The organism is Streptomyces sp. NPDC058295, from assembly GCF_042880655.1.
Lineage (GTDB): Bacteria > Actinomycetota > Actinomycetes > Streptomycetales > Streptomycetaceae > Streptomyces > Streptomyces coriariae.
Window position 1 is genome coordinate 25,056 of record NZ_JBHVYO010000041.1, and the last position, 26,144, is coordinate 51,199.

At 67.0% G+C, this 26,144-nt stretch carries 18 protein-coding genes and 5 pseudogenes; 9 read left to right on the top strand and 14 right to left on the bottom strand.

The features are described from left to right. Positions 1-68 precede the first annotated feature (68 nt). Complete coding sequence (gene uppS, locus ACFVYS_RS33440; protein ID WP_142270741.1) at positions 69-788, top strand: polyprenyl diphosphate synthase; 720 nt, start codon at positions 69-71, stop codon at positions 786-788. Then, positions 785-2,254 carry an oxygenase MpaB family protein gene (locus ACFVYS_RS33445; protein WP_389508208.1) on the top strand — a complete coding sequence of 490 codons (1,470 nt, stop codon included), beginning with the start codon at positions 785-787 and terminating at the stop codon, positions 2,252-2,254. The genes uppS and ACFVYS_RS33445 overlap by 4 nt, the downstream gene beginning before the upstream one ends. Before the next feature lie 410 nt (positions 2,255-2,664). On the opposite strand, the gene ACFVYS_RS33450 is transcribed toward ACFVYS_RS33445, so the two are convergent. The 4 genes and pseudogenes from ACFVYS_RS33450 to ACFVYS_RS33465 form a co-directional block, all read right to left on the bottom strand. Next, the gene (locus tag ACFVYS_RS33450; RefSeq protein WP_389508210.1) at positions 2,665-3,240 is read right to left on the bottom strand and encodes a hypothetical protein; all 576 of its coding nucleotides are present in this window, start codon (positions 3,238-3,240) and stop codon (positions 2,665-2,667) included. 321 nt (positions 3,241-3,561) lie between these two features. Then, positions 3,562-4,227: pseudogene (locus ACFVYS_RS33455) on the bottom strand (transposase family protein); the annotation flags it as partial. 140 nt (positions 4,228-4,367) lie between these two features. Further along, positions 4,368-5,516, bottom strand: a complete 1,149-nt coding sequence (locus ACFVYS_RS33460; protein WP_389508212.1) for a hypothetical protein — start codon at positions 5,514-5,516, stop codon at positions 4,368-4,370. Between the two features lie 710 nt (positions 5,517-6,226). After that, a pseudogene (locus tag ACFVYS_RS33465) lies at positions 6,227-7,683 on the bottom strand (NF041680 family putative transposase). 376 nt (positions 7,684-8,059) lie between these two features. On the opposite strand from ACFVYS_RS33465, the gene ACFVYS_RS33470 reads away from it, so the two are divergent. The 3 genes from ACFVYS_RS33470 to ACFVYS_RS33480 all read left to right on the top strand — a co-directional run bounded on the left by ACFVYS_RS33470 (position 8,060) and on the right by ACFVYS_RS33480 (position 10,772). Further along, a complete protein-coding gene (locus tag ACFVYS_RS33470) occupies positions 8,060-8,692 on the top strand; it encodes a hemopexin repeat-containing protein (protein ID WP_389508214.1) in 633 nt (210 codons plus the stop codon). Between the two features lie 67 nt (positions 8,693-8,759). Next, positions 8,760-10,349 (top strand): S8 family serine peptidase, encoded by a 1,590-nt coding sequence (locus ACFVYS_RS33475; protein ID WP_389508216.1) that lies wholly within the window; start codon positions 8,760-8,762, stop codon positions 10,347-10,349. Between the two features lie 27 nt (positions 10,350-10,376). Further along, positions 10,377-10,772, top strand: a complete 396-nt coding sequence (locus tag ACFVYS_RS33480; RefSeq protein ID WP_389508291.1) for a hypothetical protein — start codon at positions 10,377-10,379, stop codon at positions 10,770-10,772. Between the two features lie 273 nt (positions 10,773-11,045). Here ACFVYS_RS33480 and ACFVYS_RS33485 read toward each other — a convergent pair. The 3 pseudogenes from ACFVYS_RS33485 to ACFVYS_RS33495 all read right to left on the bottom strand — a co-directional run. Beyond that, positions 11,046-11,201: pseudogene (locus tag ACFVYS_RS33485) on the bottom strand (NUDIX hydrolase); the annotation flags it as partial. A gap of 54 nt (positions 11,202-11,255) precedes the next feature. Then, a pseudogene (locus tag ACFVYS_RS33490) lies at positions 11,256-12,473 on the bottom strand (ATP-binding cassette domain-containing protein); the annotation flags it as partial. Positions 12,474-12,502: 29 nt separating this feature from the next. Then, positions 12,503-13,872: pseudogene (locus tag ACFVYS_RS33495) on the bottom strand (SMI1/KNR4 family protein); the annotation flags it as partial. Between the two features lie 288 nt (positions 13,873-14,160). Between ACFVYS_RS33495 and ACFVYS_RS33500 the strand changes: the two are divergent. Continuing rightward, positions 14,161-14,340: a hypothetical protein gene (locus ACFVYS_RS33500; protein WP_389508218.1), complete on the top strand. Its 180-nt coding sequence runs from the start codon at positions 14,161-14,163 to the stop codon at positions 14,338-14,340. 35 nt (positions 14,341-14,375) lie between these two features. On the opposite strand, the gene ACFVYS_RS33505 is transcribed toward ACFVYS_RS33500, so the two are convergent. The 3 genes from ACFVYS_RS33505 to ACFVYS_RS33515 all read right to left on the bottom strand — a co-directional run bounded on the left by ACFVYS_RS33505 (position 14,376) and on the right by ACFVYS_RS33515 (position 19,029). Beyond that, positions 14,376-15,434, bottom strand: coding sequence for a type III polyketide synthase (locus ACFVYS_RS33505; protein ID WP_389508220.1), 1,059 nt, complete (start codon positions 15,432-15,434; stop codon positions 14,376-14,378). An 823-nt stretch (positions 15,435-16,257) separates the two neighbouring features. Continuing rightward, the gene (locus tag ACFVYS_RS33510) at positions 16,258-17,463 is read right to left on the bottom strand and encodes a cytochrome P450 (RefSeq protein WP_389508222.1); all 1,206 of its coding nucleotides are present in this window, start codon (positions 17,461-17,463) and stop codon (positions 16,258-16,260) included. 1,071 nt (positions 17,464-18,534) lie between these two features. Next, positions 18,535-19,029 carry an SUKH-3 domain-containing protein gene (locus tag ACFVYS_RS33515; protein WP_389508224.1) on the bottom strand — a complete coding sequence of 165 codons (495 nt, stop codon included), beginning with the start codon at positions 19,027-19,029 and terminating at the stop codon, positions 18,535-18,537. A gap of 207 nt (positions 19,030-19,236) precedes the next feature. Here ACFVYS_RS33515 and ACFVYS_RS33520 point away from each other — a divergent pair, with 207 nt between their 5' ends. Next, on the top strand, positions 19,237-19,779 hold the full coding sequence (locus tag ACFVYS_RS33520) for a DUF6368 family protein (protein ID WP_389508226.1): 543 nt from the start codon (positions 19,237-19,239) through the stop codon (positions 19,777-19,779). A gap of 139 nt (positions 19,780-19,918) precedes the next feature. On the opposite strand, the gene ACFVYS_RS33525 is transcribed toward ACFVYS_RS33520, so the two are convergent. Both ACFVYS_RS33525 and ACFVYS_RS33530 read right to left on the bottom strand, forming a co-directional pair. Beyond that, a complete protein-coding gene (locus ACFVYS_RS33525) occupies positions 19,919-20,323 on the bottom strand; it encodes a hypothetical protein (RefSeq protein ID WP_389508228.1) in 405 nt (134 codons plus the stop codon). A gap of 498 nt (positions 20,324-20,821) precedes the next feature. Then, complete coding sequence (locus ACFVYS_RS33530) at positions 20,822-21,391, bottom strand: hypothetical protein (protein WP_389508230.1); 570 nt, start codon at positions 21,389-21,391, stop codon at positions 20,822-20,824. A 607-nt stretch (positions 21,392-21,998) separates the two neighbouring features. Here ACFVYS_RS33530 and ACFVYS_RS33535 point away from each other — a divergent pair. Then, on the top strand, positions 21,999-23,978 hold the full coding sequence (locus ACFVYS_RS33535) for an amino acid transporter (RefSeq protein WP_389508231.1): 1,980 nt from the start codon (positions 21,999-22,001) through the stop codon (positions 23,976-23,978). A gap of 60 nt (positions 23,979-24,038) precedes the next feature. Here the strand turns inward: ACFVYS_RS33535 and ACFVYS_RS33540 are convergent, their stop codons facing one another. Continuing rightward, entirely contained in the window at positions 24,039-24,314 is a 276-nt protein-coding gene (locus tag ACFVYS_RS33540; RefSeq protein WP_389508233.1) for a hypothetical protein, read from the bottom strand. Positions 24,315-24,445: 131 nt separating this feature from the next. Between ACFVYS_RS33540 and ACFVYS_RS33545 the strand changes: the two genes are divergently transcribed. Next, on the top strand, positions 24,446-24,667 hold the full coding sequence (locus tag ACFVYS_RS33545) for a hypothetical protein (protein ID WP_389508235.1): 222 nt from the start codon (positions 24,446-24,448) through the stop codon (positions 24,665-24,667). Between the two features lie 693 nt (positions 24,668-25,360). Here the strand turns inward: ACFVYS_RS33545 and ACFVYS_RS33550 are convergent. Then, the gene (locus ACFVYS_RS33550; RefSeq protein ID WP_389508237.1) at positions 25,361-25,999 is read right to left on the bottom strand and encodes a TetR/AcrR family transcriptional regulator; all 639 of its coding nucleotides are present in this window, start codon (positions 25,997-25,999) and stop codon (positions 25,361-25,363) included. Positions 26,000-26,144 lie beyond the last annotated feature (145 nt).

A 26,144-nucleotide genomic window follows, 5' to 3' on the forward strand; every position in this document is an offset into this window, starting at 1 on the left:
GCGCAGCGACGGGGAACCGGCCAAGCGGGCGACAGGACAGCGACGAGCAGTGGCGAGTCGACGGGCCGGTGCGTGCGGTGCCGCGGCACGTGGCCTGCGTGATGGACGGCAACGGCCGTTGGGCTCAGCGGCGCTCGCTTCCCCGGACGGCGGGCCATCGCGCAGCGGAGACCACCGTCATCGACATCATCGAGGCCGCCCGGGCGGCCGGCGTCGAGTGGCTCAGCTTGTACGCCTTCTCCACCGAGAACTGGAACCGTCCTGGTTCTGAGGTCGACTACCTGATGCGCCTGGTCCGCCGGGTTGTGCGCAAGCACGCGCCGCTGCTGCTCGCCCGCGGCATCCGCTGCCGCTTCCTCGGGGCCGCGGACCCGCGCATCCCCCGTGAGCTGGCTCAGGACTTCGAGGATCTGGCGACGCTGACCGCCGACAGCCGGGGGATGACGCTGACCGTCGCCTTCGACCACGGCGGGCGCCGGGACATCGTGGACGCCGCCAGGTCGCTGATCCGAAGCGGGACGCCCGCCGAGGAGGTGACCGAGCGGCTCTTCGCAGACCACCTGCCGTTCCCCGACACCCCCGACGTGGACCTCGTCATCCGCACCTCCGGCGAACAGCGCATCTCGAACTTCATGCTCTGGCAGGTCGCCTACGCCGAGTGGGTCTTCCCCGAGGCGCTCTGGCCGGACTTCCGGGCCCCGGATTTCCTCGCCTGCCTGCACACCTACCGGCGCCGTGACCGCCGCTTCGGCGGCGTGCCGCCCCAGACGAACGGAGACCCTTCATGACGACTGGAACCACCACAACGGCCGACGAAGAACCTCTGTTCGGGCCGGAGTCGCAGTTCCGCGCCTTCTTCGACGACCCGCGCTGGGCGCTGGCCATCATCCGCGCCACCGTGCTGGAGGCCGCCCACCCGCAGATCGGTGCCGCCCTCGCCGACAACTCCACCTTCGTCGCCCACCCCTGGCGCCGGCTGCGCAACACCTTCCTCAGCATGCGGCGCATGTTCGACGCCGATCCGGCGGTACGTGAACGGGAGGCCGGCCGCCTCAACAGGCTGCACGCCCGCATGAGCGGCTCCGACGCCCGCGGCCGCACCTACGACGCCATGGACCGCGCGACCCGCGCCTGGGTGGTCGCCGCCCTCTTCGAGAGCGCCGTCACCATGTGCCGACTGAGCGGCCAGCCGCTCGACCAGGACACCATGGAGCGCATGTACGCCGAGTACCGCGCGTTCCTCGCCGCGCTCGACGGTGACGCCGGAGAACTCCCCGACCAACTGAACGATTTCTGGCGGTACTTCGACAGGGTCGTCGAGGAGGAGCTGGAGAACACCGAGGCGGCCCGCGTCATCCTCTACCGGCTCTTCGACCACCTGCCCGCCCCCGCGCTGCTCGCCGGCGCACCGACACTGTGGGCGGCGGGCCGGGCCGTCGTCGGTCCGCTTCTCGGCGCAATTACCGTCGCCTCGCTCCCCGAGCCCTACCGGCGCAGGGCCGGCCTGCCCGAGATGCCTGGCGCCCCGACCCTCATGCAGGGCGCCTACCTGGCCGCCGGGCTCACCCGATTCCTGCCCGAGGGCTGGATCGACGCCGAAACCATCATCGAGACCCTCTCCCTCTCACCCGACAGCGACGACCCCCGCGCCCGGACCGTAACCGCGCTGCGCGCCCGCATGAAGCGGGCCTCGGCCCTGCTCCGCCTCCTCACACCACTGAGCGATGAGACCGGCCCCGACGCGGTCCCGGCCGCCTCGCGGGTCACGGGAGAAGGCCGGCGCTCGGCGGAGGAGTTCTTCCGTCAGGTGCTGGACCAGACCGGCGACGGCCACCTCGACTGGCCCGACCTCGCCGCCATGGCACGCGAAATGGCCACCCGCCTCGACCTGGACGAACCCGAGGAGACCCGCCTCTACGACGCCTTCGCCGCCTGGTGGCGCGAACTCCAGGCCACCCTCGACACGGACGGCGACGGCCGCGTCAGCGCCGACGAGTACGCTGCCGCCGTACCCTCCCTTGCCGGGCCCGCGCTCATCCGCGTTGCCGAGGTGCTCTTCGACGCCACCGACAAAGACGGCAGCGGGACCATCGACGCGGACGAGCACCGGGCGCTCTTCCGCACCGCCTTCCACCGCGACCTCACCACCACCGACGGCACCTACGGCCGCAGCGCCTTCGTGGGCGACTTCCTTTCCTTCATGGCAGGCCGCCGCACGAACACCCCGTATGACCCCCTCCTTACAGACGCCTAACAAACCCGTGGGACGAGCCGCCCTTCGGGTACCGGCACTCCGCCCGCGGAACACGGCGGCCGAACGCGCGCCGGCACTCGGGGTCCGGAGCGGGCCACTCCCTCTACCTGAAGGCCCTGAGGTGTTCGCTGCCAGGTGGGTTGTGGGACCGGCCGGCCGGTCCCGGGGCAGGTGCGGCTCCTCGTTCAACAGAGCATCATCCACGGACGCGAACAGCTCTTCCTCAGATGGCATGCCCGCACCTCGGACTCGAGATCCGACTGAAGGTGGGAGCGTCAGCGGTGAGCGCCTGCGCCATGCTGAAAGTGGAAACGGATCACTGTCCTACCGGCCTGTCCAGGGCCACTGCAGACCTCGGGGCACAGAGGGTCTACAGCTGGGTCCTGCCCAGGGCTTGCCCGCCGTGAGAGCTACGAGCCTTCCACTGCCTGCCAGTCGGGCAGGAGATCACCCCATGGGTGTCCCGGCGGCAAGCCGACGCGCGGATCGTCCACCCACGCTCTCCAGGCTTGCGGCAGCCGAACCGGGCACTGCGACGTCGGCTGCTCCAGCAGGTCCCACGCGTCGCGGTAGCCCTCCCATGTTGACGCGTACACGCGGGCCTGATCGAAGCCGGTGTTCCTCCTGCCGGGCGGGACACCCGGCTCGGCCAGCCATGCCTGGTGCTCCATCCCCGCCGCAGCCCACACATGGTCGCGCGGGACGACGTACGACGCCGGCGCCTGCCCAGGCATCGGGTCCAGAGCGACGAAAACGAACCACTCGCGGTCGCTCAGGGACGGCAGCTGAGTCTTGGTCCCGCAGCGCCAGTTCGGCCGCGGCATAGGGCTTGCCGTCTTGACCTGTACCTCGATCATGCGCCGGGTACCATCAGCGCGGACGGCGAGAATATCGGTGCGCTCCAGCCCGTCGCGAGTGAGCGCGGCACCCCATCCGGCGCTTGCGAGCACCGAGCAGACCCAGTGTTCGCCGGCGCTCTTGGTCATCTTCGTGTCCACGACAGAGTATGCGCGATGGCCACGATGCGGAGCCGAGGCGGGCGACCAGCGCCGCGAGCCGGCCGACCGCAGTGGCCGCGGCCCAGGCCACTTCGTGCGCGGGGGAGCGCGCCGCGAATGAGGAGATCTCCGCGGTGCCCCGGGCGTCCCCGAGGTCCACCAGCGCCCGGGCGGCCCGCAGCCGGTCGAACGGGTCGCGCCGCTCGTTGCGGACCACCGCGAACAATTCCCGAGTGGCCGCCCGCAGTACCCGCCGTGGTGGAGGCCGTCACCGTGCTGTCGGCAGTCGCGGAGGATCTTGCAGTTCTACATCCTGCCGATCACATGCTCCACCCGGGCACGCACCTTGCGGTGGGCGGCGTTGTCGGCTTCCTCGCCTGGCAGTAGGGGCCGGCCTGGGCGTTTGCCGTGCGGCACGACCATCCCGCAGTTGAGGTAGGCGCCGTCGCCCAGGACGGTCACGCCCTGGCAGTGTTCGCTCAGCCCGGAGGCCCGCCAGGCGTGCGCGTCCGCGGTGGTGCCCGGTGCCGGTCGAGCCGCCGCGATCACGAGGCGGGTGTCGGCGTCCACGATGACCTGCACATTCGCGGAGAACCGGTAGTTGCGGCTGGATGCGCCGACCTTGCGGTCATGGACCGGGATCAGCGTGCCGTCCACGATCCACAACCGGTCCGCGACATCGGCCGGGCGGGAGACGGGCTCGAGGGCCAGCAGCGGCCCGAGACGTTGGATCCCCCGGCAGGCGGTTGACGAGGACACTCCGAACAGCGGTCCCAGTTGCCGCATGGTCAGGTTCGTCCGGTAATACACCGCGACCACACCCGCTCGGCCAGCGGCAGGCTCCACGGCCGGCCCTGCATCGTGCCGTTGCCACCCCGCTCACGCACTGCCCTGAGCAAGCGCGAAAACTGCGTCAAGCCCAGCCCCGTGAACTTCTCCACCCAACACCTGTTCAGCACTCAACACCCCAGCCATACAAGGGAAATGCCCAGCTCGCAGCCTTGTGCAACACTCTTTAGGCAACCCTGAATTCACCCTCACCTGGGCCGAATCCGCCTACGGCGGCGGGCTCATCACCGGGCACGCCTTGCAAAAAAATATGTGATTCCTGCTATTTAATAATTTCCCGGAAAACGGCCAGGAGCATACGGGATGAAAACCGCGACGTCAGTTTCGGCTCCAACAGGTTCGATGCAGAGTCGAGCGCTCTTGCTTCTTCCTGGATCCCGGAGTTTACGGCTAAGTGGAATTCTCATTTTCAGTGTTCTGTGAGACTCCCCTGGATGCATTACAAGAGAGGGTTCGTCACTCTCGTAATTCGGAGGATGCTCGTGGAAGGATATCAAGAGCGTACGTTCTGCGGGGAGGTTAAGTCTGATCTCGGCGCTGGAAATCCAAGTGTCCCCCATTTCTCTTTTTGGCTTGAACTGTGTTGCAGAACTCTTGGTTGACTGTTTCCGTCCTGGAATGAAATGAACTGAGAGCGGCCCTACATTAATCGTGTCTCCCAAGGCTGCATCGAAGGCCCACGCAGTGTAAGTTATCTCAGTCGCTCCAGCGGGCTTTGAGGACAGAAAATTGTCCAAACGATTAAAGAGGGAACGCGGACGCGGGGAGCGTGGGATCGTACGTTTCAGCGTGAGGTACTTCTCGCTGGGCTTCCGGCGGGCGGGCAGCCCAAAGGCTTCGGCCAAGAGCGTAGACTCGCTCATCAGGTTCGCTGCGAAGGAATAGACGTCATCTGCGGCGGCTCGGGCATCCTTTCCTCCGTCGGCACGGCCAAGCCTAGAATCAAGCGCAGCATTCAACGAGAGCGTATCCATCTGATTTAGAATTCGTGCCGCTGATTCATTCCATCCGAGCGATATTGCCGTCAATAGAAGAGAACGCTCGGCGGCGGCCCCCTGAACTGGGGTCCGGGCTGCCGCTGATGCCTCAGTGAATGCAGCGCGAGCATGGTGAAGATCTTCAATACGCCTCTGCGTTGAATTTGCATACCCTGAATCGGTAAGGTATCGAGTGCCTGTTCGCATTGCGACCGTATAGCGCTGCTCAATTATTTCCGAAAGTCTCGACTCTATGGATATCAGACGCTGTTCGATCAGATTCTCGGTCTCAGCGAGATTGTCGAATAGCTCGATAGCCAGTGCGCCAGTCCCTGGTGCGACGAGCTGATCTATGATCGCCTTCGATCCGTGCCGGAGCGCAAATTTTCCCAGGACCTTAGCGAAGTCCTGGGATGGACTCGGGCGTGACTGTGCCATATCACCAGCGTCAGAGCGCTCGAAAAAAAGCGCAACTTGAAACTCCGGTGATGAGGCACGCGGGGCGTCAGAGCGGGACGGCTTCGTCGGACTTCTTGCGTCCGTGTCCCGCCCGATGGCGGCGATCTCGTTCTCTCCCGGTAGCGTTCCGCCATGGACGCAGGAGACTGGACCGCCCTCGCCGCAGTAGTCGTATCAGTGGGCGCCGCTGGCGTCAGCATGCACCAGGCCAAGACGGCCAAAGCCTCTGTTATCTCCGCTCGGGTCCAGGCGGACGCTACCAAGGAGGCAAACCGGCTGACTCGGCAGCAAATGTCTCGAGACGACGCACGTGAACAGCGGGCTGCTGCCGAGGCGGATGCCGCTGCGCTGCGTCAAGCGGGTGACTGTTACGAACAACGGTGCCGCCCCAATCACCGAGGTCGAACTGATCGAGGTCTATGCCGGCCAGGACGGTCCCTGGGTCTCCTGGGCAGCGAAGCGGAATGTATCTGGTCCACTGGCACAGACGAAGCGCAGCATCCTGGGCACCACGAGGATATGGAGGTGGCTACCTGGCTGCTGGATACCGACGATCGGCATGTACGTGAGAACCCTCGACAGTGCAAGGCTTTGGTCCGTTTCCGCGACCAGGCCGGGCAGTGGTGGCACCTCACGGCAGGTGTCCAGCAGCCCGTCCAAGTGCCGCCGCTTACTGCCTAACTTGATCTTTAACCTGTGCTGCGTGGTCGTGGGGTGGTCGACTTCTTCGTTCGCTGTTTCGCCGCCGGTGTTTTGCGGGGTGTGTGCACGTCGTGGCGTGGGGTGGGTCGGGTGTTCTTTCGGCCTGGGGGTCGTCCTGGGCCAGGGCGGGTGGGTTTCGGTGCTTGGGCCGGGCAGCTGATCTTGGGGCGGATGTGCCGGAAGTCGCGGCGGACTCGGGCGGGGGTGAGCCTGTCCGGCGGGGTTGGTCTTTCCCAGGGACGACGTTGGTCGGCCGCCAGCGGCCGGGCGAGCCGCAGTTGGGTGTAGGCGGCGAGGATCAGCCAGGTCCATCGGTCGGCTGCCTCGGGGGTGCGGATTTTCGGGGAGGTCCAGCCGAGGGTCTCTTTGAAGAGGCGGAAGGTGTGCTCGATGTCGAAGCGTCGCAGGTATGCCTGCCAGGGCCGGTCGGTGTCTGCCGAAGTGGCGTCGGTGACTGACCGCCACAGCCAGACCGGCTTCGGTGTTGCTCCGCTGGGCAGGTAGTCGATGTCCAGGCGGATCACTGTCCCTTCGACAATGGGGAGGGTGCCGTCGGCGGTTGCCCAGGAGGAGCGGTGGGTCAGTTTGGGGTGCAGGCGGTCCCAGGAGCGGGCTCTGGCAGTGCCGTAGAGGCGGGTGTTGGTGACGGTCTTGGTGTTCGGGGTGCCCCAGGTGTCGGGCTGTCCGAAGACGAACTCGCTCCGTGCCGGGGCGGCCGGCCCTGGGTGTCTGGCAGCCGGGGCGGGACAGCCCTGCGTAGGACGTGGTCGGATCGCATCCTGGCCAGCACCTGGACTGGCAGGTCTTTGAGGAGGAAGCCGAGGCGGGGCGCGTTATATCCGGCGTCTGCGACGATGAGGATGTGGGGATCACCGGTCTGCCACTGTCCCGCTGCGATCAGTCGCTGAAGCAGATCGCGCAGTTGGCGAGAGGTGACGGTGGCGGTGTCGTCGCCGGACGTCAGACGCAGAGCGTCCAGCGGTGCGGTCCATGAGCTGCGGCCCGGTTCCAGTGCGCTGATGGTCGAGTAGGGCCAGCCGGGGACCGGGATGTGCTGGCCCTTGCCCCGGCCGTAGGTGTGGCACAGGATCCGCTGTGGTGAGGTGTGGGCATCGGGCCGCAGCCAGCAGGTGACGTCGATGGCCAGGACCAGCTGACTGTTGGCAGCCCGTGGCAGTGGCACTTCGGCCAGTGCCCGCCGCAGCTGGTCGGCATCGATGCGTCCACGGGCCACCGCGGCGTAGAGCGCTCCATGGCCGCGGCGGTGTTCACCTACCAGCGACAGCTCGGCCAGAGACCTCACCGGCCCGTCGCCGCAGAGAACGGCATCAGCCAGCTTGAACAACGCGTCCGAACGGGTGGTCAGGCAGGAGTAGAACTCACCCCGGAAGCATGACAGTTTTGCCAGTGCGCTAGACCGGGCGTCGTGATGCAGCAGACTCATCCTCACGGCCTTCGTTCTGAATGTGTGTGTTCCTTGGTGGGAGCACATGTTCATACGAAGGCCGCCTCCGCGTACGGCCGTTACCGGCAAGCCGGTTCACCTCATCCACCACGGGTGCGTCGCCCTCACCTCCTTTGCCTCTCGGTCGACCACGCGATCGGCGCTTCGGCGCCCCGCTCCGTGTGCAGGGCCGAAGCTCCTGTGAAACCATGCTGCTGTTGGCGAAAACGCTTGGCGACGTCGCGTGCCACACGGAAAGCCGACCCAATCGGTCCCTTCCCCCAGGTGCCATTTCTTACAGCACTCACTCTCGCCAGGTATGCGCGCACCGGCCGCTCCCATGCGCCGAGCAGCTGCACCGAGTGAGGAGTTCGCAATGGGGTACATCTTCGACACGGCACTCAACGATGAACGTTCCCGCTCGGGCCGTGCCTGGTTCTTCCGAAACGACCGGTACCTGCGCTATGACTGGGCGCAGAACCAGGTGGATGCCGGTCCTTCGCCCCTTACGGAATGGGGCCTGCCAGCCTCTTTCAATTCCGGAGTGGATGCCGCGCTTAACAGCCGAGGATGGGGGATGAGGACCCACTTCTTCCGCGGCAGTCAGTACGCCTTCCACTCCGGACCTGACGACAAGGTCTACGGCCCGTATCCGCTGAGCGACTGGCTGCCATCGAATTTCGCATCTGGAATTGACACGGCACTCAACGGGCAGGGTGACTCCGTGGGCAAGGCCTACTTCTTCAAGGGCGACCAGTACATCACGTACGACTGGTTCAACGTCCAGATCGTCGGCGGCCCATCCCCGATATCGGACTGGAACCTGACCGGGGTGTTCGCGAAAGGCGTGCACGCTGCCTTACAAGGGGACGGCCCGGCTGTGGGCTGGGCCTACTTCTTCCGTGGTCCTCAGTACGTCAAGTACTCGTGGTCCAACGCCCAGGTCGTAGGCCCGCTCCATCTCTCCGACTTCAACCTGACCGGGGGGATCGGCTCCTCAGCCGTTTGATTGGGGAGGCCAAGCGAGAGATCGGACCTGCGCAGCGACGGAATCCTCGAGAGGCGGTGGTGGTCCTGTGACATACGACGGCGGGATCTCCGAAACGTATCCGGACGAGCTGCGCCGCGACGCGGACACGGTCGTCAGACTCGATCCCACCCGCCTGCTTCTCAGCTTCCGTGCGCCGACGGACCGCAGTGCGCTGGTCGGCCGGCTGCGGGAGCTGGACCTGGTCTTCGAACCGGGCGACGCCGACACCGAAGCCGGACATCAGACGGAGGCGGTCAACCACACCGATCGCCACATCTGGGTCCGGACCTCCTTGGGACAGCCCCTGACAGCCGAGGACCTTGCCGCCTTCGAAGCGCACCTCGGCGACCAACTCGAGTGGATCGGCCCGGTCTACCACCACCTCGGCGTTCCGGGGCGCGCCGGCCTGCACTGTCCCCTGCCGGACGTTCTGGTGGTCAAGGAGGAACTCGACGAGAGCTGTCTGCCAGAAGGAGTCGAACTGCGGGAGAACGGCGACAAGTCCCGTTACTTGCCCGGTTACCGCTACTACACGATCGTCGAGCCCCGCAGGCACCCCGCCTACCGGGCGCGAACCCGGCTGACGGAGCGCGCGGACTGCGACGACGACGGCATCTTGTTCGAGAACATGCCGCTGCTCCTCCCGTACTGCTTCGAGCCTGCGGATACCTTCTACGCGCCGCAACCCGGGTACGCGGGGCAGTGGAACATGGTCAAGATTCACGCGGGTGGACATGGCCAATCGGCCTGGGATCTGACGTTCGGCTCGCGTGCCACCACGCTCGCCGTGATCGATACGGGATGCGACCTTGCCCATTCCGACCTGCGCTTCGTCACCGGTGCGGGCGGCCCCAACTTCGACGGGTCCACCAATCCCGACACAGTCAACTTCGTCTCTGGCCACGGAACGATGGTCGCCGGAGTTGCGGCGGCCACCACCCACAACCTCAAGGGAGTCGCCGGCGTGGCGGGCGACTGCCCGGTCATGCCGATTGCCTTGGGAATGGCCACCGACGTGGAGGCCGCAGGTGCTGTCAACTATGCGGTGGCACATGGTGCACGCGTGATCAACATGAGCTTCGTGCTCGGCGGGGTCAGCACGGTGCTCACCGACCAAGCGCTCACGCACGCCCACGACGGCAACGTCATACTGTGTGCCGCAGCTGGGAACAATGCCGGAAGCATCGGCTATCCCGCCCGTCACACCCACGTCATCGCCTGCGGAGCGAGCGACCAGACAGACAACCAGGTGCTCACCGCCACCTGGGCCTCGAACTCCGGGCCCGAACTCTCGGTCATGGCACCCGGCATCGGCATACCGACCACGACAGTGCGGGGGGACGGAGACCTCTCGGACCTCGGCCGGCGCGACTGGGCCTCCGCATTCCAGGGGACGTCCGCGGCCACCCCGCACGTAGCCGGCCTCGCCGCTCTGCTCCTGAGCATGGATCCCACACTGACCAGCGACCAGGTACGGGACATCATCGAGGGCACAGCCGACCGGGTGGGCGCCGTTGCCTACTCCACGAAGCGCGCGAACGGTCCCTGGGTCGCCTTCGACGGACATGGACGCATCAACGCCCTGGACGCCGTGCTGGCAACACTGCCGCCGCGGCTGCGCCGTAAAGGTACGTGAGTCGGGGACGGGGACTGGGAGGACGCTATGCCGATTTCCGCACTGCAGCGCGACCACCTTGAGAACGCCCTTCAAGGCCATGAGGCCGCGCTTCGGCACAATGACGAGCCGTCAAGCCCTCTGCGGGCGAGAGTTCACGCCACCATGATCCAACTGGGCCGCGACGAAAACGTACTCACCCTCTTGAGCGATTTCATGGATTCGCCTGCTCTCGTCGACGAACTACGCACCAACGGCGCTGCGGTGCTGCGCGACCGAGGTATCAGTTTGCCTGAGGACGTGACCATGCAGGTCGTGGACCGGTACGGGGGCGACCCGCCAGCAATCCTGCGGTTCGTGCTCACGATGCGGAGTCTCACCCTCTTCGCCGACTGGGATCCCAGGACAGGAGTCTCTGTCCGGGCCCGCGCCCCGTTTGAGTAGTCGCCACGTCGAGATAGTCCGCCGCGGCTGCTCAGGGCGAGCTTCACCGGCGACGGCGTGAGCGTTCCGCCGTCGAAGACGTAGCGGATCTCTCCGGGGCAGGGCATGCTGGGCTGGATGTCGGGGTGGTGCGGCGAGAGGGAGTGGACGGCGAGCACGCCTGTCAGGGGCAGGTCTGCCAGGCCCAGTTCCTCGGTGATCTCGCGTCGGCAGGTGACGCGGGTGTTCGCCGGGTTCGACGACGCCTCCGGGCAGCAACCACGAGTCGTCCTTGCGGTAGGTGGGGTGCACCAGCAGGACGCGGCCCACCTGGTCGGTGATGATCGCGGCAGCGCCGAGCCACACCGCGTGCCGGGACGCTGCGTACTGCGCTGAGGGCGGGGCGGCGCGCGGTGCGGTGTGACCTGAAGCGGAGACGGGAGAGGTCATGTGGCTTCTGCCTTTCCGGACGGCGTGTGTACGGTGTGAACCGGGCTGTGGTGATCAGGCGGCGTCGCCGCTCATCCGGCGCTGCGGGTCCCACAAGGTCCGGAAGAGCCCCGGTTCCTGTGTGAGCTGGGCGTAGGTGCCCTCCTGGACGATCCGCCCTTCGTCCAGGACCACGATCCGGTCGGCGACGGCCACATTGGTGAGTCGGTGCGTGATCAGCAAAATGGCGCGGTCCTTGGCCAGTTCGCGCAGGCCGGCGAAGATCCGGTGCTCCGCGCGTGCGTCGAGGGCTGCCGTGGGTTCATCCATCACCAGGAGCGCCGCCTGCCGGTGGAAGGCGCGGGTGAGGACGAGGCGCTGCAACTGGCCGCCGGAGAGCTGCTGTCCGCCGAACCACTCGCTGGTGAGCAGGGTGTTCAGGCCGGAGCGGAGGCCCGGCAGCATCTGTGCGGCGCCGGACGCCTCGCATGCGGCGAGCAGGGCCGCGTCGCTGGTGTCGCCCTGCCCGAACGTGATGTTGTCGCGCATCGTCAGCGGCAGGTACGTGAACTTCTGCGGGACCAAAGCGACGTGCTTCCACGCCTCCCACGGGTTCAGGTCCGCCGTGCGGGCGTGGTCCCAGGCCACCTCGCCTTCGGTGGGCAGCAGCAGCCCGCACAAAAGGCGCGAGAGGGTCGTCTTGCCGGAGCCGTTCTCCCCGACCAGCGCCACGATCTCGCCGCGCCGCACGTGGAGGGAGACGCCGATTAGGCTGTCCTTCGGGGCGCCGTCGTAGCGGTACGTCACGTCACGGACCTCGAAGCGTTCCGGGGCGGCGGGCAGGGACGCGGTGCCGCGGGAGTCGGTCATCGCCTGGCCGTGGGCGTTGTCGAGGAAGTTCTGCCAGTCCTGTACGTACCAGCCGGTGCGTACCAGGCGGGCTCCGCCGTTGATGATGCCGCGCACGGAGCCGGTGGCCGTCTGGAGGGCGAAGACGGCACCGCCTCCGGCTGCCAGGCTCATGCGGCCGGAGGCCAGGAGCCACAGCAGCGCTGCCCACACTGCGATTGAGGCGACCCCGCCGGCAACAGCGCCGGCCAGCCCCATCCACGCGCCCGTGTTGGCGGCCTTGCGCTCAGTGGCGCTGACTGATGCGGCCAGTTTTCGGTACCGGCCGATCAGGAAGGGGCCGGCCAGGCAGGCTCGCATCTCCTCGCTGGATTCCATGTATGCCATGTGCCAGCGCAGTTTGCCCAGCATCCTGCGCCGTCCGGAGGTCTCCAGCCCGGCGAGCGCTCAGCATCACTGGCACGGTTGCTACGGGGGCCGAGGTCGCCGTGGACAACGGTCTCGGTGATCGGGGGACGATCCCGAGAGCGAGGATCTCGTTCGCCAGGGCGACGGTCACGCGCGGATCGCGGTCGCCATACGCCGTGACAGCGGCGGCGGACAGGCTGCGCGGGACAGCACCGGCGTCGAGCAGGACGCGCCAGTCCTCCGGTGTGAGTTCGAGGAACTCCAGCCCTGTCAGCCCGGCGATCTCCAACGGGTCGGCGAGCGTCCCGGGGTAGCAGGAGAGGGTACGCAGGCGTGGCAGCCCGATGGCGGGTGCCAGGCTGAACGGTTCGCCGTCCCAGACGCCTAGGCTCAGCGCCTCCAGTTCGGGGTGGGCTGCGGCCTCTATGCTCCTGAGGCTCCCGTGGTTGACCCATGCCACGTAGGGGAGTTCGTTACGGCGGTGGCCGGAGTACCAGTCCCGTACCGGATCCTGAACCAGGCTGGTGAGGGATTCGGCGAACAGGTCGGCCCCGACGCTCTGCTCTTGGTCGAGCACGATGATCTGCCCGGTGTGGCCGCTCGGGCCCGGCGTCAGGTCGACGGCGACCAGATTCCCGCCGCCGGTGTCACCTATGACGATCCATCCGGGGGAGCCGACCAGGTCCTGCACTGCTGCGTCCAGCCTGGTGGCAGCCGCCTTCATCGCCGCGTGTTCCCAACGGAACGGACGGCACGATCTGTCGGCGGTGGAGATGTCGTCCAGGGAGCCCAGCTCGAAGCCCACCGCGTCGAAGACGCGCTGCGCCGCCTCGTGGTCGTCACCCCAGTCCGCCCACCGCGCGCGGGTCACCCGATAGAGCACCTTGATCTCCTCGGGCAGTGCCACTCCCGGCGGGCATCCGTCGCGGCGATCTCCTCCTCGGTGGCGCCGATCCTCGGGTATCCGCTCGCGCAGCGTCCGTTCCAGCAGCGTCAGATCCACGGAGGGAGCCGACCGCGCCGCGGGCATGGCCTCGGGCAGGCGGCGCCACGGCTCGGGCAGCGCCCCCTCGACCAGGAGCAGCGCCCCCGGGTGGGCGTTACCGAGGCCAGGATCCGCAGCGGGGCTGGGATCGAACACATGAAGCGCGGCCTTCCCGCTAGGCGTGATCTCCACGGTGAACGCGACGTGGGCAGCTTCTGCGGCGGCGAGCGTGTTCCGCACTCGCTCGATCGCGTCGAACTCCTCCTGCATGTCCGACACCAGTAGGGCGTGTCCGGCCTGCGGGCGCCGCTGCGGCACAGGCACGCTCCACGAGCGCCGACCGATACTCCCCGCCACGTTGCCGCCCGGCGCTGCGAGGGTCTCCGCGTGGGCTGTCCGCAGGAGCCGCAGCAGGGGCTCCCAGGTGGCGAAATCATGCAGCGAGGACAACAGAGACCCGGGCGGCTCGGTGATCGTGACGGTGGCGATTATGTCTTCCGCCACCGACAGTCTCGTCAGCCGTTCCGGTGTCCTTGTGATTCCTCGCGTTCTCGCCGCCCGCAGTTCGGTATATTTCACGCCTGGGCGGTCGGGCGAACCGACGGGGCCGAGGAACTGCTCCACCACAGCGCGCAAAGCACCGGGAAGCACCCCAGGGTGGCAGCGAAGCGCAGGACCAACTGCCAACGGGGCCGGGTCGGTTCACGTGTCCAGGTCGCGGGGGCCTCGTAAGCGTGCATGACAGGAATTCTGTCGTACGCACGCGGCACGCCGCCCGCCTCTTCGAAGCCCAGGAGCGAGCCCACTGAGCAGCAACGGTGCGACATCCCTGCCGTGGCCCCGGGCGAGGTCTGCTTCCGCGACAACGGCCGCCGCGCCCACGGCCTGGAAGCCGAGTTCACCGACCCGGAAAAGTGACCCGGTCCCCATCGGCGAGACAGCACGGCGGCGCGTCAGGATTCGGACTCCACGGTCCAGGTGCCCAGGGCGATCTCGGCGGTGATGCCGGGCCCGAAGCCGGCCATCAGGCCGCGGTGGCCATCAAGGGCTGATGCTTCGTCGAACATACGGGCCAAGGCGTCGAGTACCACCGCGCTGGCTATGTTTCCGTACTCGGTGAGCGTGGCGCGGCTGAAGCGGAACGCCTCGGGTGGCACGTCGAGGAAGAGACTCAGGTCGTCCAGGATGCGCGGACCGCCCGCGTGGATGATGTAGAAGTCCATCTTGCTGGCGTTCCATTGGTGCTGCTCCGCGACAGCCTGCAGAGCCGGGGCGAGTGGCTCCATGGTCCCGGGCACGCGCTTGTCGAGCTGGAAGTGGAAACCTGTGGACCGGACCGCGTAGGAGATCCAGTCCTCGGTGCTCGGGATGATGTACGAGCCGTTGCGTTCCAGGCGGACTCCAGTGCCACCGTTGCCCCGGACCACGGCCGCGGCGATTCCGTCGCCGAACAGGCCGTTGGACAGCAGTGATCCCACGCCCAGATCGGTGGGCTGATAACACAGCGAGCAGAACTCGCAGGCGACGACGAGCACGTTGGCGTCGGGGTACGCCGTGCAGAAGTCGTGTGCCCGGTTGATGGCCGCGCCGCCTGCTGCACAGCCGAGTTGCGCGATCGGCATCTGCCGTGTCTGCGGCCGGAAGCCCATCTCGCCGATGAGCCATGCGGTCGGCGGGGGCATCATGAAGCCGGTGCAGGAGACATAGATGATCATGTCGATCTGCTGCGGCTCCAGTTCCGCCTGGTCGAGCGCCCGGCGCACCACGTCCGGAACGCGGGCCTTGGTGTGCGCCTCGTAGATGGTGCTGCGGGCGTCGAAGCCCGGGTGCTGCAGCACCTTCTCGATAGGCTGGATCAGATGCCGCTTCTGCACGCCGGTGTGCTCGATCAGGCTGAGGATCAGATCGAGCTGCGGATGGTCGCCGTGCAACCGTTGCGCCAGCTCGAGGGTTTCTTCGTTGGTGATGACGTACTCGGGTACCTGGATCGCAGGCTTGCAGAGAACCGCCATGGAATGCCTCCCGCGGACGTGGTCCACATAGTCGGGCCCTGGCCGGATGCGGGCTATTCGTCTTCCGGCGGCAGCCACCCGGATCCGTCCGCGCGGAAACGGTGCGAACAGACCTGTTGGGTTCCGGCGCCGGTTTCGATACCCCGGGCACGGGCGCGGTTGGGGCAGATGTCGAAGAATTGACTTCTCCCCGTGCGGGCGGAAAGTGACCCGCCACGGCTTGATCAGCCGTCCGACTCACGCTACGACGGGAGGGTGAGCGTCGCACGTCGAGCGAGAAGCACAACGGGACGCTCCGGATCATTGCAGGCCGCCTCCCGACCGGCGCCTCCGTGACATCCTTGTTCTCGGCTGCGGCGAGGCGGTGAGGACGCTCGCGTCATTTCGGGCCGGCGCCACGTTGCCGTTTTGCCCGTGTTTCCCAGGGGTGACTTCACGTAATTCCCCAAGGCTCTGGTTCGGTGGAGGGGCGGCTCGGTCTTCGTCCGGCGGGGGCTGGTGGCCGAGGACCAAACAGACGCGGTCGCGCCGTGACGACGAGCGGCCGCCTGGGGCCGACCTGGGCCGAGGGCCGGCAGCCGCGAGCTCCGCGATGACCAGGTTCCCCGATCCCGGAATGCGCCGTACCCATCCCGAATCGGGAGCCCCGGCGATGTGGTGCTGGGGCTGCGGTAAGGCGGCAGGCATGGGGATCTATGTGACCGTTAAACCACCCTTGATCGTCGGTAGGCGGGCGATTCACACCTGGAGCCGAGCACTGCGCCCCCTCGCGGGGCCCGGCAGTGCGGGGCGCAGTGCCGCGGGCGGCAGCCGGGCGCCGCGGTCACCAGATGACAGGCAACGCGAGCGGATAGCGCCAGATCGACGTTCTGTTCCAGCGCACTTCCTCGGCCGGCTTCGCGAGCTGCAGGTTGGGGAAGCGCTCCAGAAGGGTTCCGAGTGCGACTTGCAGTTCTGTGGTGGCGAGCGGAGCGCCGAGACAGTGGTGCCCACCCCAGCCGAAGGTCATGTGAGACGGACCAGTGCGTTCCAGATCCAGCTCATCAGGACGGTCGAACTTCCGTCCGTCACGGTTGGCCGTCAAATAGGAGACGTGCACGATGTCCCCTGCGTGGATCGTCACCCCACTCAGTTCCACGTCTTCGGTGGCTACGCGGGGGATACCGACGCCTTTGCGGAAGGGGATGAAGCGCAACAGTTCCTCGATGGCCTGCGGGAGCATCCCAGGGTCGGAGCGCAGCATGGCGAGCTCCTTGGGACGGGTGAGCAGGGCGTAGGCGATGTTCCCGATCTGGTAGGTGGTGGTGTCCTGGCCGGTGATGAGCAGGACCATGGCCATGACTGCCAGTTCCTGGTCGTTGAGAATCTCATCTCCGTCACGAGCCGCGGCCAGAGCACTGATCAGGTCCTCGCCGGGGTTCTCACGCCGGTGTGCCGTCAACCTCTCGAAGTAGGCACGCAGGTCGGCTTTGGCCTGTACGGCGTTGTCCCGGTTGTCGACGGCCGTGTCCATCATGGTCCGGGCGTGGGACCGCAGTTGGGCGCGATCGGCCTCGGGGATGTCGAGGACCTCGCAGATGGTGGCCAGGGGAAGGGGGTCCGCCAGGTGCTCGGTGAGGTCTGCGGGAGAACCGTGTTCCTCCATCCGGTCCAGCAGTTCGTCCACGACATGCTGGGTGCGGACCCGCATGCGTTCCATGTGGCGGGGCGCGAAGCCTTTGGAGACCAGGCTGCGCAGGCGGCTGCTGCCCGGTGGGTCCATCACGTTGATCGCCTCGTCCTGAACGATGGGTTCAGGGGTCATGCGCGGAAAATTCCGGCCGATGACGGCGCTTCGGCTGAAACGCCGATCGGTCGTCACCGTGCGCACGTCGTCGTAGCCTGTGACGAGCCAGGCTTCGCCGTCGCCGTGGGGCAGCCGGATGCGGGAGACGGGCTCTTCGGTCATCAAGTGCTTGAGCACGGGGTCGAACTCGAGCGCCTCGGCATAGTCGAACGGACAGTTTCTGGGGACGGCGACTGGTTCCATGCGAGGCTCCGATGGGGGTCTGAGGAGTAGCTCAAAGATGCCCGGGGGCCGGACGGGACATGGGTGCCCGATCACCTCTAGAGCCACTCCCTCCTTCGGCCAATCGGCCTAAAGGTGTGAGAAGCCGTATCTCAACCGAACGTGATCCCTTGAATTCTGCTGGTCAGGCATGGTCCTGCTCCGGGCGAGGGAGGCATGCGGCGTCTTGGGTCCGCTTCATGACCAAGGGGTGCGCGGTGGCGTGACCTGGGGGCGGGGCTCGGAGACGAGGGCCGCCCGAAACTGGGTCTGACCCCCACCCGAGCGGACCTCCGAATCGGCCACCGGAAGGTGCGGGGATCGCGAATTCGACCCACCAGGGCCTCGACGAGCTCCTCCCACGCGATCACCAGCCGCGCGGCTTCCTCCCGCAGACACTCCACCCGCACGCGGGCAGCCGTCTCCCGCTCCTCCAGCATTCCGGAGCTGATGAACGGGCGGTTGGTGAGCCGAACAGGCGGAAGGCGGCCCGGCAGCCGAGACGCCGTCTTCCCGTATCCCTCGCGCAGGCGGCCCGTGCCGGTCGTTGTCTGGGACAGGAGGAAGTCGTCGAGTTCGGACTCTTCCGGGTCCAGTTCGTCGATGTCGGTGTAGTGGTTTTCCTGCTTGTGCAGGTCCCGGATGGCGACCGCGCTGACGGAGGGTAAAAAGAGCACACGGACCGGTGGGTGATGTCGACGCTCTCGCTGGACTTGGCGAGCGTGTCGGCGAGGTGGCCGAAGGGTTCGAGGGTGCCGCCGGGTGTTCCGTCCAGTTCGGGGAAGCCGCGTGTGGTGATCGTGTGCGGGCCGCCGAGGACGCCGTCGAGTACGGCGACCTCGGCCGGGTCGCCCTGCTGCTGGGGGAGGAAGTGCGCGCCGTCGAACAGCGGCCCGGCGCAGCTCAGCGTCTTCGCCCCGGCCCGCACGCCGTTGCCCCGCCTGTCGGGCCACGCGGCGGAAGCCCGCACCGGGATGCCGAACCCGGTGACTGGCAAGCCGACCATCGGTAACAAGATCGCTCAGCTGCGTTCTCCTTGAATGGACCGCCAAGTCACACGGCGCCTCCAACCTGGGAGATCGTCCTGGCCCTTCTTGCGGCAGTGCGGGATGACCAGGGAGGTGCCTCAATAGCGGCATCCGTGGGGGACGTCTGGTGGTCCTGCACTTGCGAGTCCGGCGGTTCTTCTGTCCGGGGCCTTCGTGTGCTCGGCGGACGTTTGTTGAGCAGAAAGAATCGGCCGTGATCAAGCTCGCCGAGCGGGAAGAAACGTCTCCCCAAGAAGTCGCTCCACTCGGAGAACCGGTCACCCTCTGCCCAAGCCAGCCCCGGGTCCAGCTCGAATGGTTCCCGGGCGCGGTTGATTCCCGGGCCGCCGTGGTTCACGGACAGCCCCCCGAACTCCTGGAGAAACTTCTCCGCAGCGTCGTGCATGACGAGGCCGACCGTTTCGAACCGGGACCGCCAGCCGGCCGTATCGACCCGCCTGCCCGCCGTCCATCCAGAAGCCTCCAGGACCTCCAGCACATCCGGTGACCACTCACTCATGACAGGCCCCCCGCTCGAAGCATGAGGCGATCATCCCAGCAGACGACCCGATAGAGAACAGCGTGTAACCGCACCACAAGAAGTGGACCAGAGCCTGAGTTCCAGCAGCGGTTGGTCAGCATCTGGGGTTCTGGCTCAGCTTCTGTGACGCGGCCACGCTGAGTAATCGGTTGGGGGTGACAGTCCCGGCTGGCTAGGCTCCAAGCCATGAGCGGACCGGTGTTGGTGATCGAGTTGGCGGAGGCCGTCCCCCGCGTGGCGATCCAGCGGCTCCGCGAGTTCCTGCTTAGCGTCTCGGCACGGTTTGAGGAGAAGCGGGTAGGCGAGTACGACCTGAACATTCACGCGGAGAGCTTCGAGATCACGGATGCCGGGGACGTCGACGGACGTCGGCCCGTCCTGGTCTCTCTCATGGGGCCTGGAATCGGTGACGAGGCCATCTTCGAGGCCGAGCACGCCGACGAAGTCGACCAGGCACCCCTCATCGGTTTCACCCCCACCCACGCGGTCGACGTCATTGCGTTCTGCAACCGTCCTGTCGACCACCTCGTCACGGCCCTGCTGACCGCCGCTGTCATGGATGTCATCGGTGGTGTCGCCAACGCCGAACTGCGAGAAGATCAGGTTTCAATCGTGGCCGGCCTTCCCGGCATCGTCGCAACGATGACCGATCCGTGGCCCGCGGCGTATGGCTCGGCGGAATTCCTCCGAGCGTGGGCCCAACAGTCCGGTTTCCGGCTCCTGAAGTAGCCGGAACTCAGCCAGCTGGCTCACGCGAGTAGTACCCGCTTGCGTAACAACTTGAAGCCGGCTCGGCCGAACATCTGGCGCTTGAGCATCTTGATCCGGTTGACGTGCCCTTCGACGGCACCCGAGTTCCAGGCCGGGGTCAGTCCGGCGATGACGGCGTCGAGGTCGCGGGCGATGCCGGCGCGAGGGTGTGGAGGCTGGGCAGGTCGTCCTGCCGGACGGCGTTGAGCCAGTCAGGCAGGCGCTCGCCCTGGCGCTCGGTGAGCATGGTCGCGAAGGAGCGGACGTGCCGGGTGAGGGCGTCGATTTCGGGGCAGGCGCGGACAGTCTTGAGCTGGAGCTGTTCGGGCTCGGTGAGGGTTCTGTCGAGGAGCAGTACCTGGACCCCTCTGCTCCTGAGGTAGGCCGCCGCATCTCGGTAGAGGTCGACTTCCCGGCTTGGACCGGTGGGATCGAGGTGCCACCGGTGGGTGATCCCGCGTTCGGCGATGCGCGTGGCGATCCGGCCCGGCTCGGCAGTGAGGATCACGGCCAGGTCTGGCATGGGAACGTGTTGGTTGACGTCGATTAGGAAGTTGATGGGGACGCCGTCGAGTTGTTGCAGGACCAGTGTGGTGGGCAGGTAGCGGGGCGAGCGTCGACCGGATCTGCGGCAGCGGGACTTCGCCGAACTGGATGCCGACGGAGAAGTTGAACTCGTCGCGCTGCCGCATGGACTCGGGGGCACCGTCGCCGGTCAGGTCTACATCGCCGTAGGCGGGAAGAGTGTCCACCTCGTAGCCGACCTTGATCAGGGTGTTCCACACGGGCGTGCCGGGATAGGGCCGGAACTCGAAGACACTGGCGCGGACGTCGCCGGCATGCTGGTCGGAGATGTCCCACAGGGCGCGGATGTGCCGGACGGTGGCGTTCAGGTCCTCTTGGGTCTCGCCGGGGAAGCCGAGAATGAAGTAGCCCTTCACTCCGATGCCGTGGGAGACGAGGCGGCGACGAACCAGAACCGAGCGCACCCGCTCCCGGGCATCACCAACATCCCGAGTAATTACGGCACTTGAGCACCCTCTGGACCGGCCGGCGCCGTGCTTTGCAGCGGGACGGCGGGATCGACAGCCCGCACTGTGTGGCCGTCCGAAGACTCTCCCGCGCAGTGCCATACTGCGGTGTCGTGAAGAAAGTCCACGTGCAGGCCGAAGCCGTGACGATCGCAGACGGGCCAGACGACGCCATAGTGACCCATGACGAATTCCTGCACCCCCTCCGCCATGGCGCTCAGAACCTCCTGACGGTCCGGAGTCGAGACCTCCGCAGATTTAATGCGGACCCTGCCGACCGGACCGAAATCCTGGTCGCGTAGGTAGTCGATGTAGCAGAAATCCTCGCCGGTGATCGCTTTCTCCATCTCACTCTCCACCGACCTGCGGATCACCTCGAAGGCTGCTCTCGCCATGGAAAAAGTGCGCGCGGTCCACAGGTCACAGAACGCTTCCTGGGTGACTTCTCCGGACTCGTTGTACAGCTCGGCCATCCACTCCAGTACCTCGTCGGGGAGATTGTCCCCATGGCGCCAGACCGATCGCAGCATCCTGTCCTGCCAGTCCGAAAAGCTCGACATCCCCGCCACCCGCCAACAGATTTACTTATCCAACATTCCTGTCGCAAAAATATCACATCGCCGGAGGAGGTATGGAGTCGCCCACTTTTCCTCCGGCGACGCACATTTCAGGCGATAGCCCACGTCGACCTTATGTGTACGTCTTCGATGCGCTCTTCAGCTTGAGGCGCCGGATGAAACTGCAATTGGGTTACCCGTACAGTCCCGCCGAATATTGAGCGTGTAGTTCTTTGTCGCCTTCTACTGGAGGCGGACAGGTTCAGTGAACTACCGCCGGCATGTGATCCAGGTCTGTCCTCGAGCCCACCCGTCTACATGGCGGCCACGCTGGTCCACGAGCGCTCGAGCCGGCAACTCGCCCAGCCTGGCCGCAACCGCAACCGCGACCGCGACCTTCGACGACGCACGCCCCGGCATCGTGCAGGCGAAGACGCTTCCTGGAACGGCGCGCACACTACGTGCGCGGCGGGGAAGAAGGGCGGGGATGCGCGCTCTCCGACGAAGTGTCCCCCCGCGTGGGGCGAAGGCGCCGGGAGGCCGCATACTCGGTGATCGTCGCGGGGCCGTGGGGCCCGGCAGGCGGGTGGATCGAAGGGTGCTGGGGGATATGGCCGAAGTGAACGAGCTGGCCGCTGTGGACGTGGTGGAGGAACCTGCCGCACCGCAGCGCCAAGGCGGCGCGCTGGCGCGGTGGTTGCTGCGACACCGGGTGCAGGCGGTCAATCCTGCGGCGGAGACCGGCGCCGGCGAGTCTCATGCCTGGTGGAAGGTAATGTGCCTGACCGGCGTCGACTACTTCTCCAGCCTGGCCTACGTACCGGCCATCGCCGCCCTCGCGGCCGGGGCGGTCTCGCCGCTGGCCACGCTTCTGCTCGTCGTCCTCACCCTGCTGGGAATGCTGCCGATGTACCGGCGGGTGGCCGGGGAAAGTCCGCACGGGGCCGGATCGGTGGCGATGCTGGAGGACCTGCTGCCGTTCTGGCGGGGCAAACTGTTCGTCCTGGTCCTGCTCGGGTTCGTGGTGACCTCGTGGATCATCACGATCACCCTGTCCGCGGCCGACGCCTCCGTGCACATGGTGGAGAGCTCCTACGCCCCGCAGGCCCTGCAAGGCCATGAGGTCGTCATCACCGTGACGCTCCTGCTGCTCCTCGGCGGGGTGTTCCTGCTCGGGTTCAGCGAAGCGGTGAGCGTGGCCATCCCCTTGGTCGCCGTCTTCCTCGTGCTCAACGCGGTGACCATCGGCGTCGGCCTGGTGGACGTGTTCACCAGCCCGGACGCCTTCTCGGCATGGACCGGCGCACTCACCGAAGGCCGGGGCTTCGGTGACCTGGCCGGGCCTGCGCTGCTCGCCTTCCCGCTGCTGGTGCTGGGGCTGTCCGGATTCGAGACCGGGGTGAGCATGATGCCGCTCATCTCCGCCGAGGGCGAGACCCCCGAGCAGCGGCTGAAGTCCCGCATCCGCAACGCCCGCAGACTGCTCACGACGGCCGCGCTCGTCATGAGCGTCTACTTGCTGGCCGCGAGCCTCGTGACCACCGTCCTCATTCCGCACAAGGAGTTCGAGGCGGGCGGCGCGGCCAACGGCCGGGCCCTGGCCTGGCTGGCCCACGAACACGTGGGGGAGGCATTCGGCACCGCCTATGACGTCAGCACCATCCTGATCCTCTGGTTCGCCGGCGCCTCCGCGATGGCCGGACTGGTCAACATCGTCCCGCGCTATCTCCCCGCCTACGGAATGGCCCCCGAATGGGGCCGCGCTGTACGCCCCGTCGTGCTGGTCTACACAGCCCTGTGCGTCATCATCACCATCGCCTTCGACGCCGACATCGACGCCCAGGCCGGCGCCTACGCCACGGGCATCCTCGCCATGATGGTCTCCGGCGCCTTCGCCGTCACCGTCTCCGCGCTGCGTCGCCGCCAGCGCACCCTGGCAGTGGGATTCGCCGCGCTCACTGCGGTACTGCTCTACGCGCTGGTGGCCAACATCATCGACAAGCCGGACGGCATCACCATCTCGGCGATGTTCATCGTCGGCATCATCACCATCTCGCTGATCTCCCGGATCTCACGCACCACCGAACTGCGCGCGGACAAAATCGTGTTCGACGAGACAGCCCGCCGGTTCATCTCCGACACCCTCGCCCACGACAACGCCATCAACATCATCACCAACCGCCGCCAGGCCGGAGACGCCGCCGAGTACGCGGACAAGGAACGCGAGCAGCGTGCCACCAACCCGGTGCCCGGCCTCGCCGACATCCTGTTCCTGGAGATCGACGTCGTCGACCCCTCCGACTTCAGCGAGATCCTCACCGTCCACGGCGTCGAGATCGACGGACATCGGATCCTCCGAGCAGCGGCCCCCGCCGCACCGAACGCCATCGCCGCGATCCTTCTCACCCTGCACGAGACCACAGGCGTCCAGCCGCACTGCTACTTCGCCTGGGCCGAAGGCAGCCCCCTGACACACATGTTCCGCTACTTCCTCCTCGGCCGCGGCGACACCGCCCCCGTCACCCGCGAGATCATCCGCCAGCACCAACCCGACCCTGCCCGCCGCCCGGGCATCCACGTCGCAGGCTGACAGTCCTGGGGGCGGCACCTCGCGGCGCCGCCCCCCACCCGCTTCAGCTCTCGGGATCTCTCACCCGACGTCCACTCCCGTCCGGCGACCCAGGCGGAACAGGACCCGGGCGTATACGAGGGTCGCCGCCGCGATGATCGTCGGGATGACCGCCAGCGCGAGTATGCCCACCAGCACGCGGACGTCCTCGGCACGTGCGAAGAGTCCCCGCTCCTCGTCCAGCAGGAATCGGTAGCCGAACCACGCCCACATTGCCAGCGACAGCAGCATCCATCCCACCGACCACATCTCGATCCGGTGTCCGTCCTGGCGGAACTGCTCTGCCTCTACCGTCATCTCTCCCCCTGCTGCGCTCGTGATCAGTGGCCAGTTCAGCACGGTGTGTTCGCACCGGCGGCGCCTGCCCCACGGCCCTGAGCGTCGAGGATTCCTTCCCGCCGGGGAGCGGGCCCCGCTACCGTGGGGGCATGGCCCGCGAAATCCGCATCATGATCGATGACGAGACCTACGAGGAGTTGCAGCGTCTCGCCGCCGACGACCACGAGGACCCCGACCAGTACGCCAGTCGGCGACTGACCGATGACCTCAACCGCGCCCGGTTCCTCGAAGGAGCACGGGCCTTCGCAGAGGAACACGGGCAGGCCTTCGCCGACCGATTCGGGGCCGGCTCCAGCAGCCACGCAGCCTGATGGCACCCGTCTTGCTCATCGACGAACGATGGCTGCTCGACATCGCCCAGAACCTCGTGCCCGGCGATCCAGATGTCACGGACTTCGGCGCCCTGGCCGCCGCCGTCGCCCGCCACCGGCACGAGGTCATGGGGACCCTGGTCTACCCGGCCGCACACCACCGAGCCGCCGCACTCCTGCATGCCCTCGCCCGCTCCCAGCTCTCGAGCACTCGAACGAACTGTTCGCCGCACAGGTCGCCTACGCCTACCTCCACGCCAGCGGCATCCAGGTCAAGACCGACAGCCAAGAAGCGATCGCGTTGGTCACCGACGTCGTCGAGGGACGCCGCGACGTGCGCCAGGTCGCCGAGGCGCTGAAGACCTGGGGCTGATCAGCCGGTCGCCGCACAGGAGCGCCCGTCCCGCGATGGGGCCTCCTCCAGCAGGTGAAGACAGCCTGGGAGCCGGCTCCTTCATGCTGTTCCTCCTCGGCAAGGGCTTCGCGTTCGGGTAGATCAGCGCAGAGGAGTTCGCGATGCCCGCACCCGTCAAGTACCGGTCGACCGCCGCGGTGTACGACGCCGGAGGGGCTGACAGCGGCACCACTCGGGCGCCCGGCAGCCGAAGCGCGCCCCCGCTTCCAAGTGCGGTCACCGGTTTCGATCGTCCTGCCTGCCCCGCCCTTCCGGCACTGCCGCAGTAAATCCGGCATTCACTGCGGCAAGCCGTGCAGTGCTGCGGAGGCCAGTCGCGCCGCTGGTGGTAGTGGTGCGTGCTGAGGACAGGCTTCGAACGCCTGGATCACCAACCCTGCGAAGCGTCGGGAGGCCATGACCTGGGTGGCGGCCGATGTGGCGTGGATCCCCTTGTTGGCCATGAGTATGAGAATCAGGTCGTCCAGGACGAAGTCGGACCGCAGGTGCCCTGCTTCCTTGGCTCGCTGGGCCAGTTCGGCGACTGCTCGCACCGTGTACTCACGGCCCGCTGCGACATCCGATACTCCCGGGAAGGTCGACAGGAAGGCTTCGGTGAAGCCCCGGTCGCGGGCGTGCAGCTCACAGATCTTCTCGATCACCAGGCGCAGGCCACGCCACGGATCAGGATCTGCGCACCCCTCGTCGACAATGGTGCGGCATGCGCGCAGCTGGTCCGCGAAGGCATGGGCGACCAGCATCTGCTTTGTCGGGAAGTGACGGTACAAGGTGGCAGGTCCCACCCCGGCACGCCGCGCGATCTCCCGCATCGGCACGTCCAGTCCGTCGGCGGAGAACAGCGCTCGGGCCGCGTCGAGGATGCGTTCGCGATTGTCCAGCGCGTCGGAACGCAGGGTATGAGGCAAATGGTCGGTCACCACTCTCACTTTACCTAAACGGACGGGGGCGTCCGTTACCGTCCGGAGCGTAGAAGCTCGCCGAGATCATCGGGGCGCGCAGCACTGGGACCGATCCTCAGCCGCGGTGTGAAGCCCCTTCCCGCCAGGCGGCGATCGGTTGCGG

Excerpts from the sequence above, each read along its gene's own strand:
- ACFVYS_RS33445 (WP_389508208.1), top strand. The coding sequence starts at position 785 with ATGACGACTGGAACCACCACAACGGCCGACGAAGAACCTCTGTTCGGG.
- ACFVYS_RS33450 (WP_389508210.1), bottom strand. The coding sequence starts at position 3,240 with ATGACCAAGAGCGCCGGCGAACACTGGGTCTGCTCGGTGCTCGCAAGC.
- ACFVYS_RS33460 (WP_389508212.1), bottom strand. The coding sequence starts at position 5,516 with ATGGCACAGTCACGCCCGAGTCCATCCCAGGACTTCGCTAAGGTCCTG.
- ACFVYS_RS33470 (WP_389508214.1), top strand. The coding sequence starts at position 8,060 with ATGGGGTACATCTTCGACACGGCACTCAACGATGAACGTTCCCGCTCG.
- ACFVYS_RS33480 (WP_389508291.1), top strand. The coding sequence starts at position 10,377 with ATGCCGATTTCCGCACTGCAGCGCGACCACCTTGAGAACGCCCTTCAA.
- ACFVYS_RS33500 (WP_389508218.1), top strand. The coding sequence starts at position 14,161 with ATGACAGGAATTCTGTCGTACGCACGCGGCACGCCGCCCGCCTCTTCG.
- ACFVYS_RS33505 (WP_389508220.1), bottom strand. The coding sequence starts at position 15,434 with ATGGCGGTTCTCTGCAAGCCTGCGATCCAGGTACCCGAGTACGTCATC.
- ACFVYS_RS33510 (WP_389508222.1), bottom strand. The coding sequence starts at position 17,463 with ATGGAACCAGTCGCCGTCCCCAGAAACTGTCCGTTCGACTATGCCGAG.
- ACFVYS_RS33515 (WP_389508224.1), bottom strand. The coding sequence starts at position 19,029 with ATGAGTGAGTGGTCACCGGATGTGCTGGAGGTCCTGGAGGCTTCTGGA.
- ACFVYS_RS33520 (WP_389508226.1), top strand. The coding sequence starts at position 19,237 with ATGAGCGGACCGGTGTTGGTGATCGAGTTGGCGGAGGCCGTCCCCCGC.
- ACFVYS_RS33525 (WP_389508228.1), bottom strand. The coding sequence starts at position 20,323 with ATGCCAGACCTGGCCGTGATCCTCACTGCCGAGCCGGGCCGGATCGCC.
- ACFVYS_RS33530 (WP_389508230.1), bottom strand. The coding sequence starts at position 21,391 with ATGTCGAGCTTTTCGGACTGGCAGGACAGGATGCTGCGATCGGTCTGG.
- ACFVYS_RS33535 (WP_389508231.1), top strand. The coding sequence starts at position 21,999 with ATGGCCGAAGTGAACGAGCTGGCCGCTGTGGACGTGGTGGAGGAACCT.
- ACFVYS_RS33540 (WP_389508233.1), bottom strand. The coding sequence starts at position 24,314 with ATGACGGTAGAGGCAGAGCAGTTCCGCCAGGACGGACACCGGATCGAG.
- ACFVYS_RS33545 (WP_389508235.1), top strand. The coding sequence starts at position 24,446 with ATGGCCCGCGAAATCCGCATCATGATCGATGACGAGACCTACGAGGAG.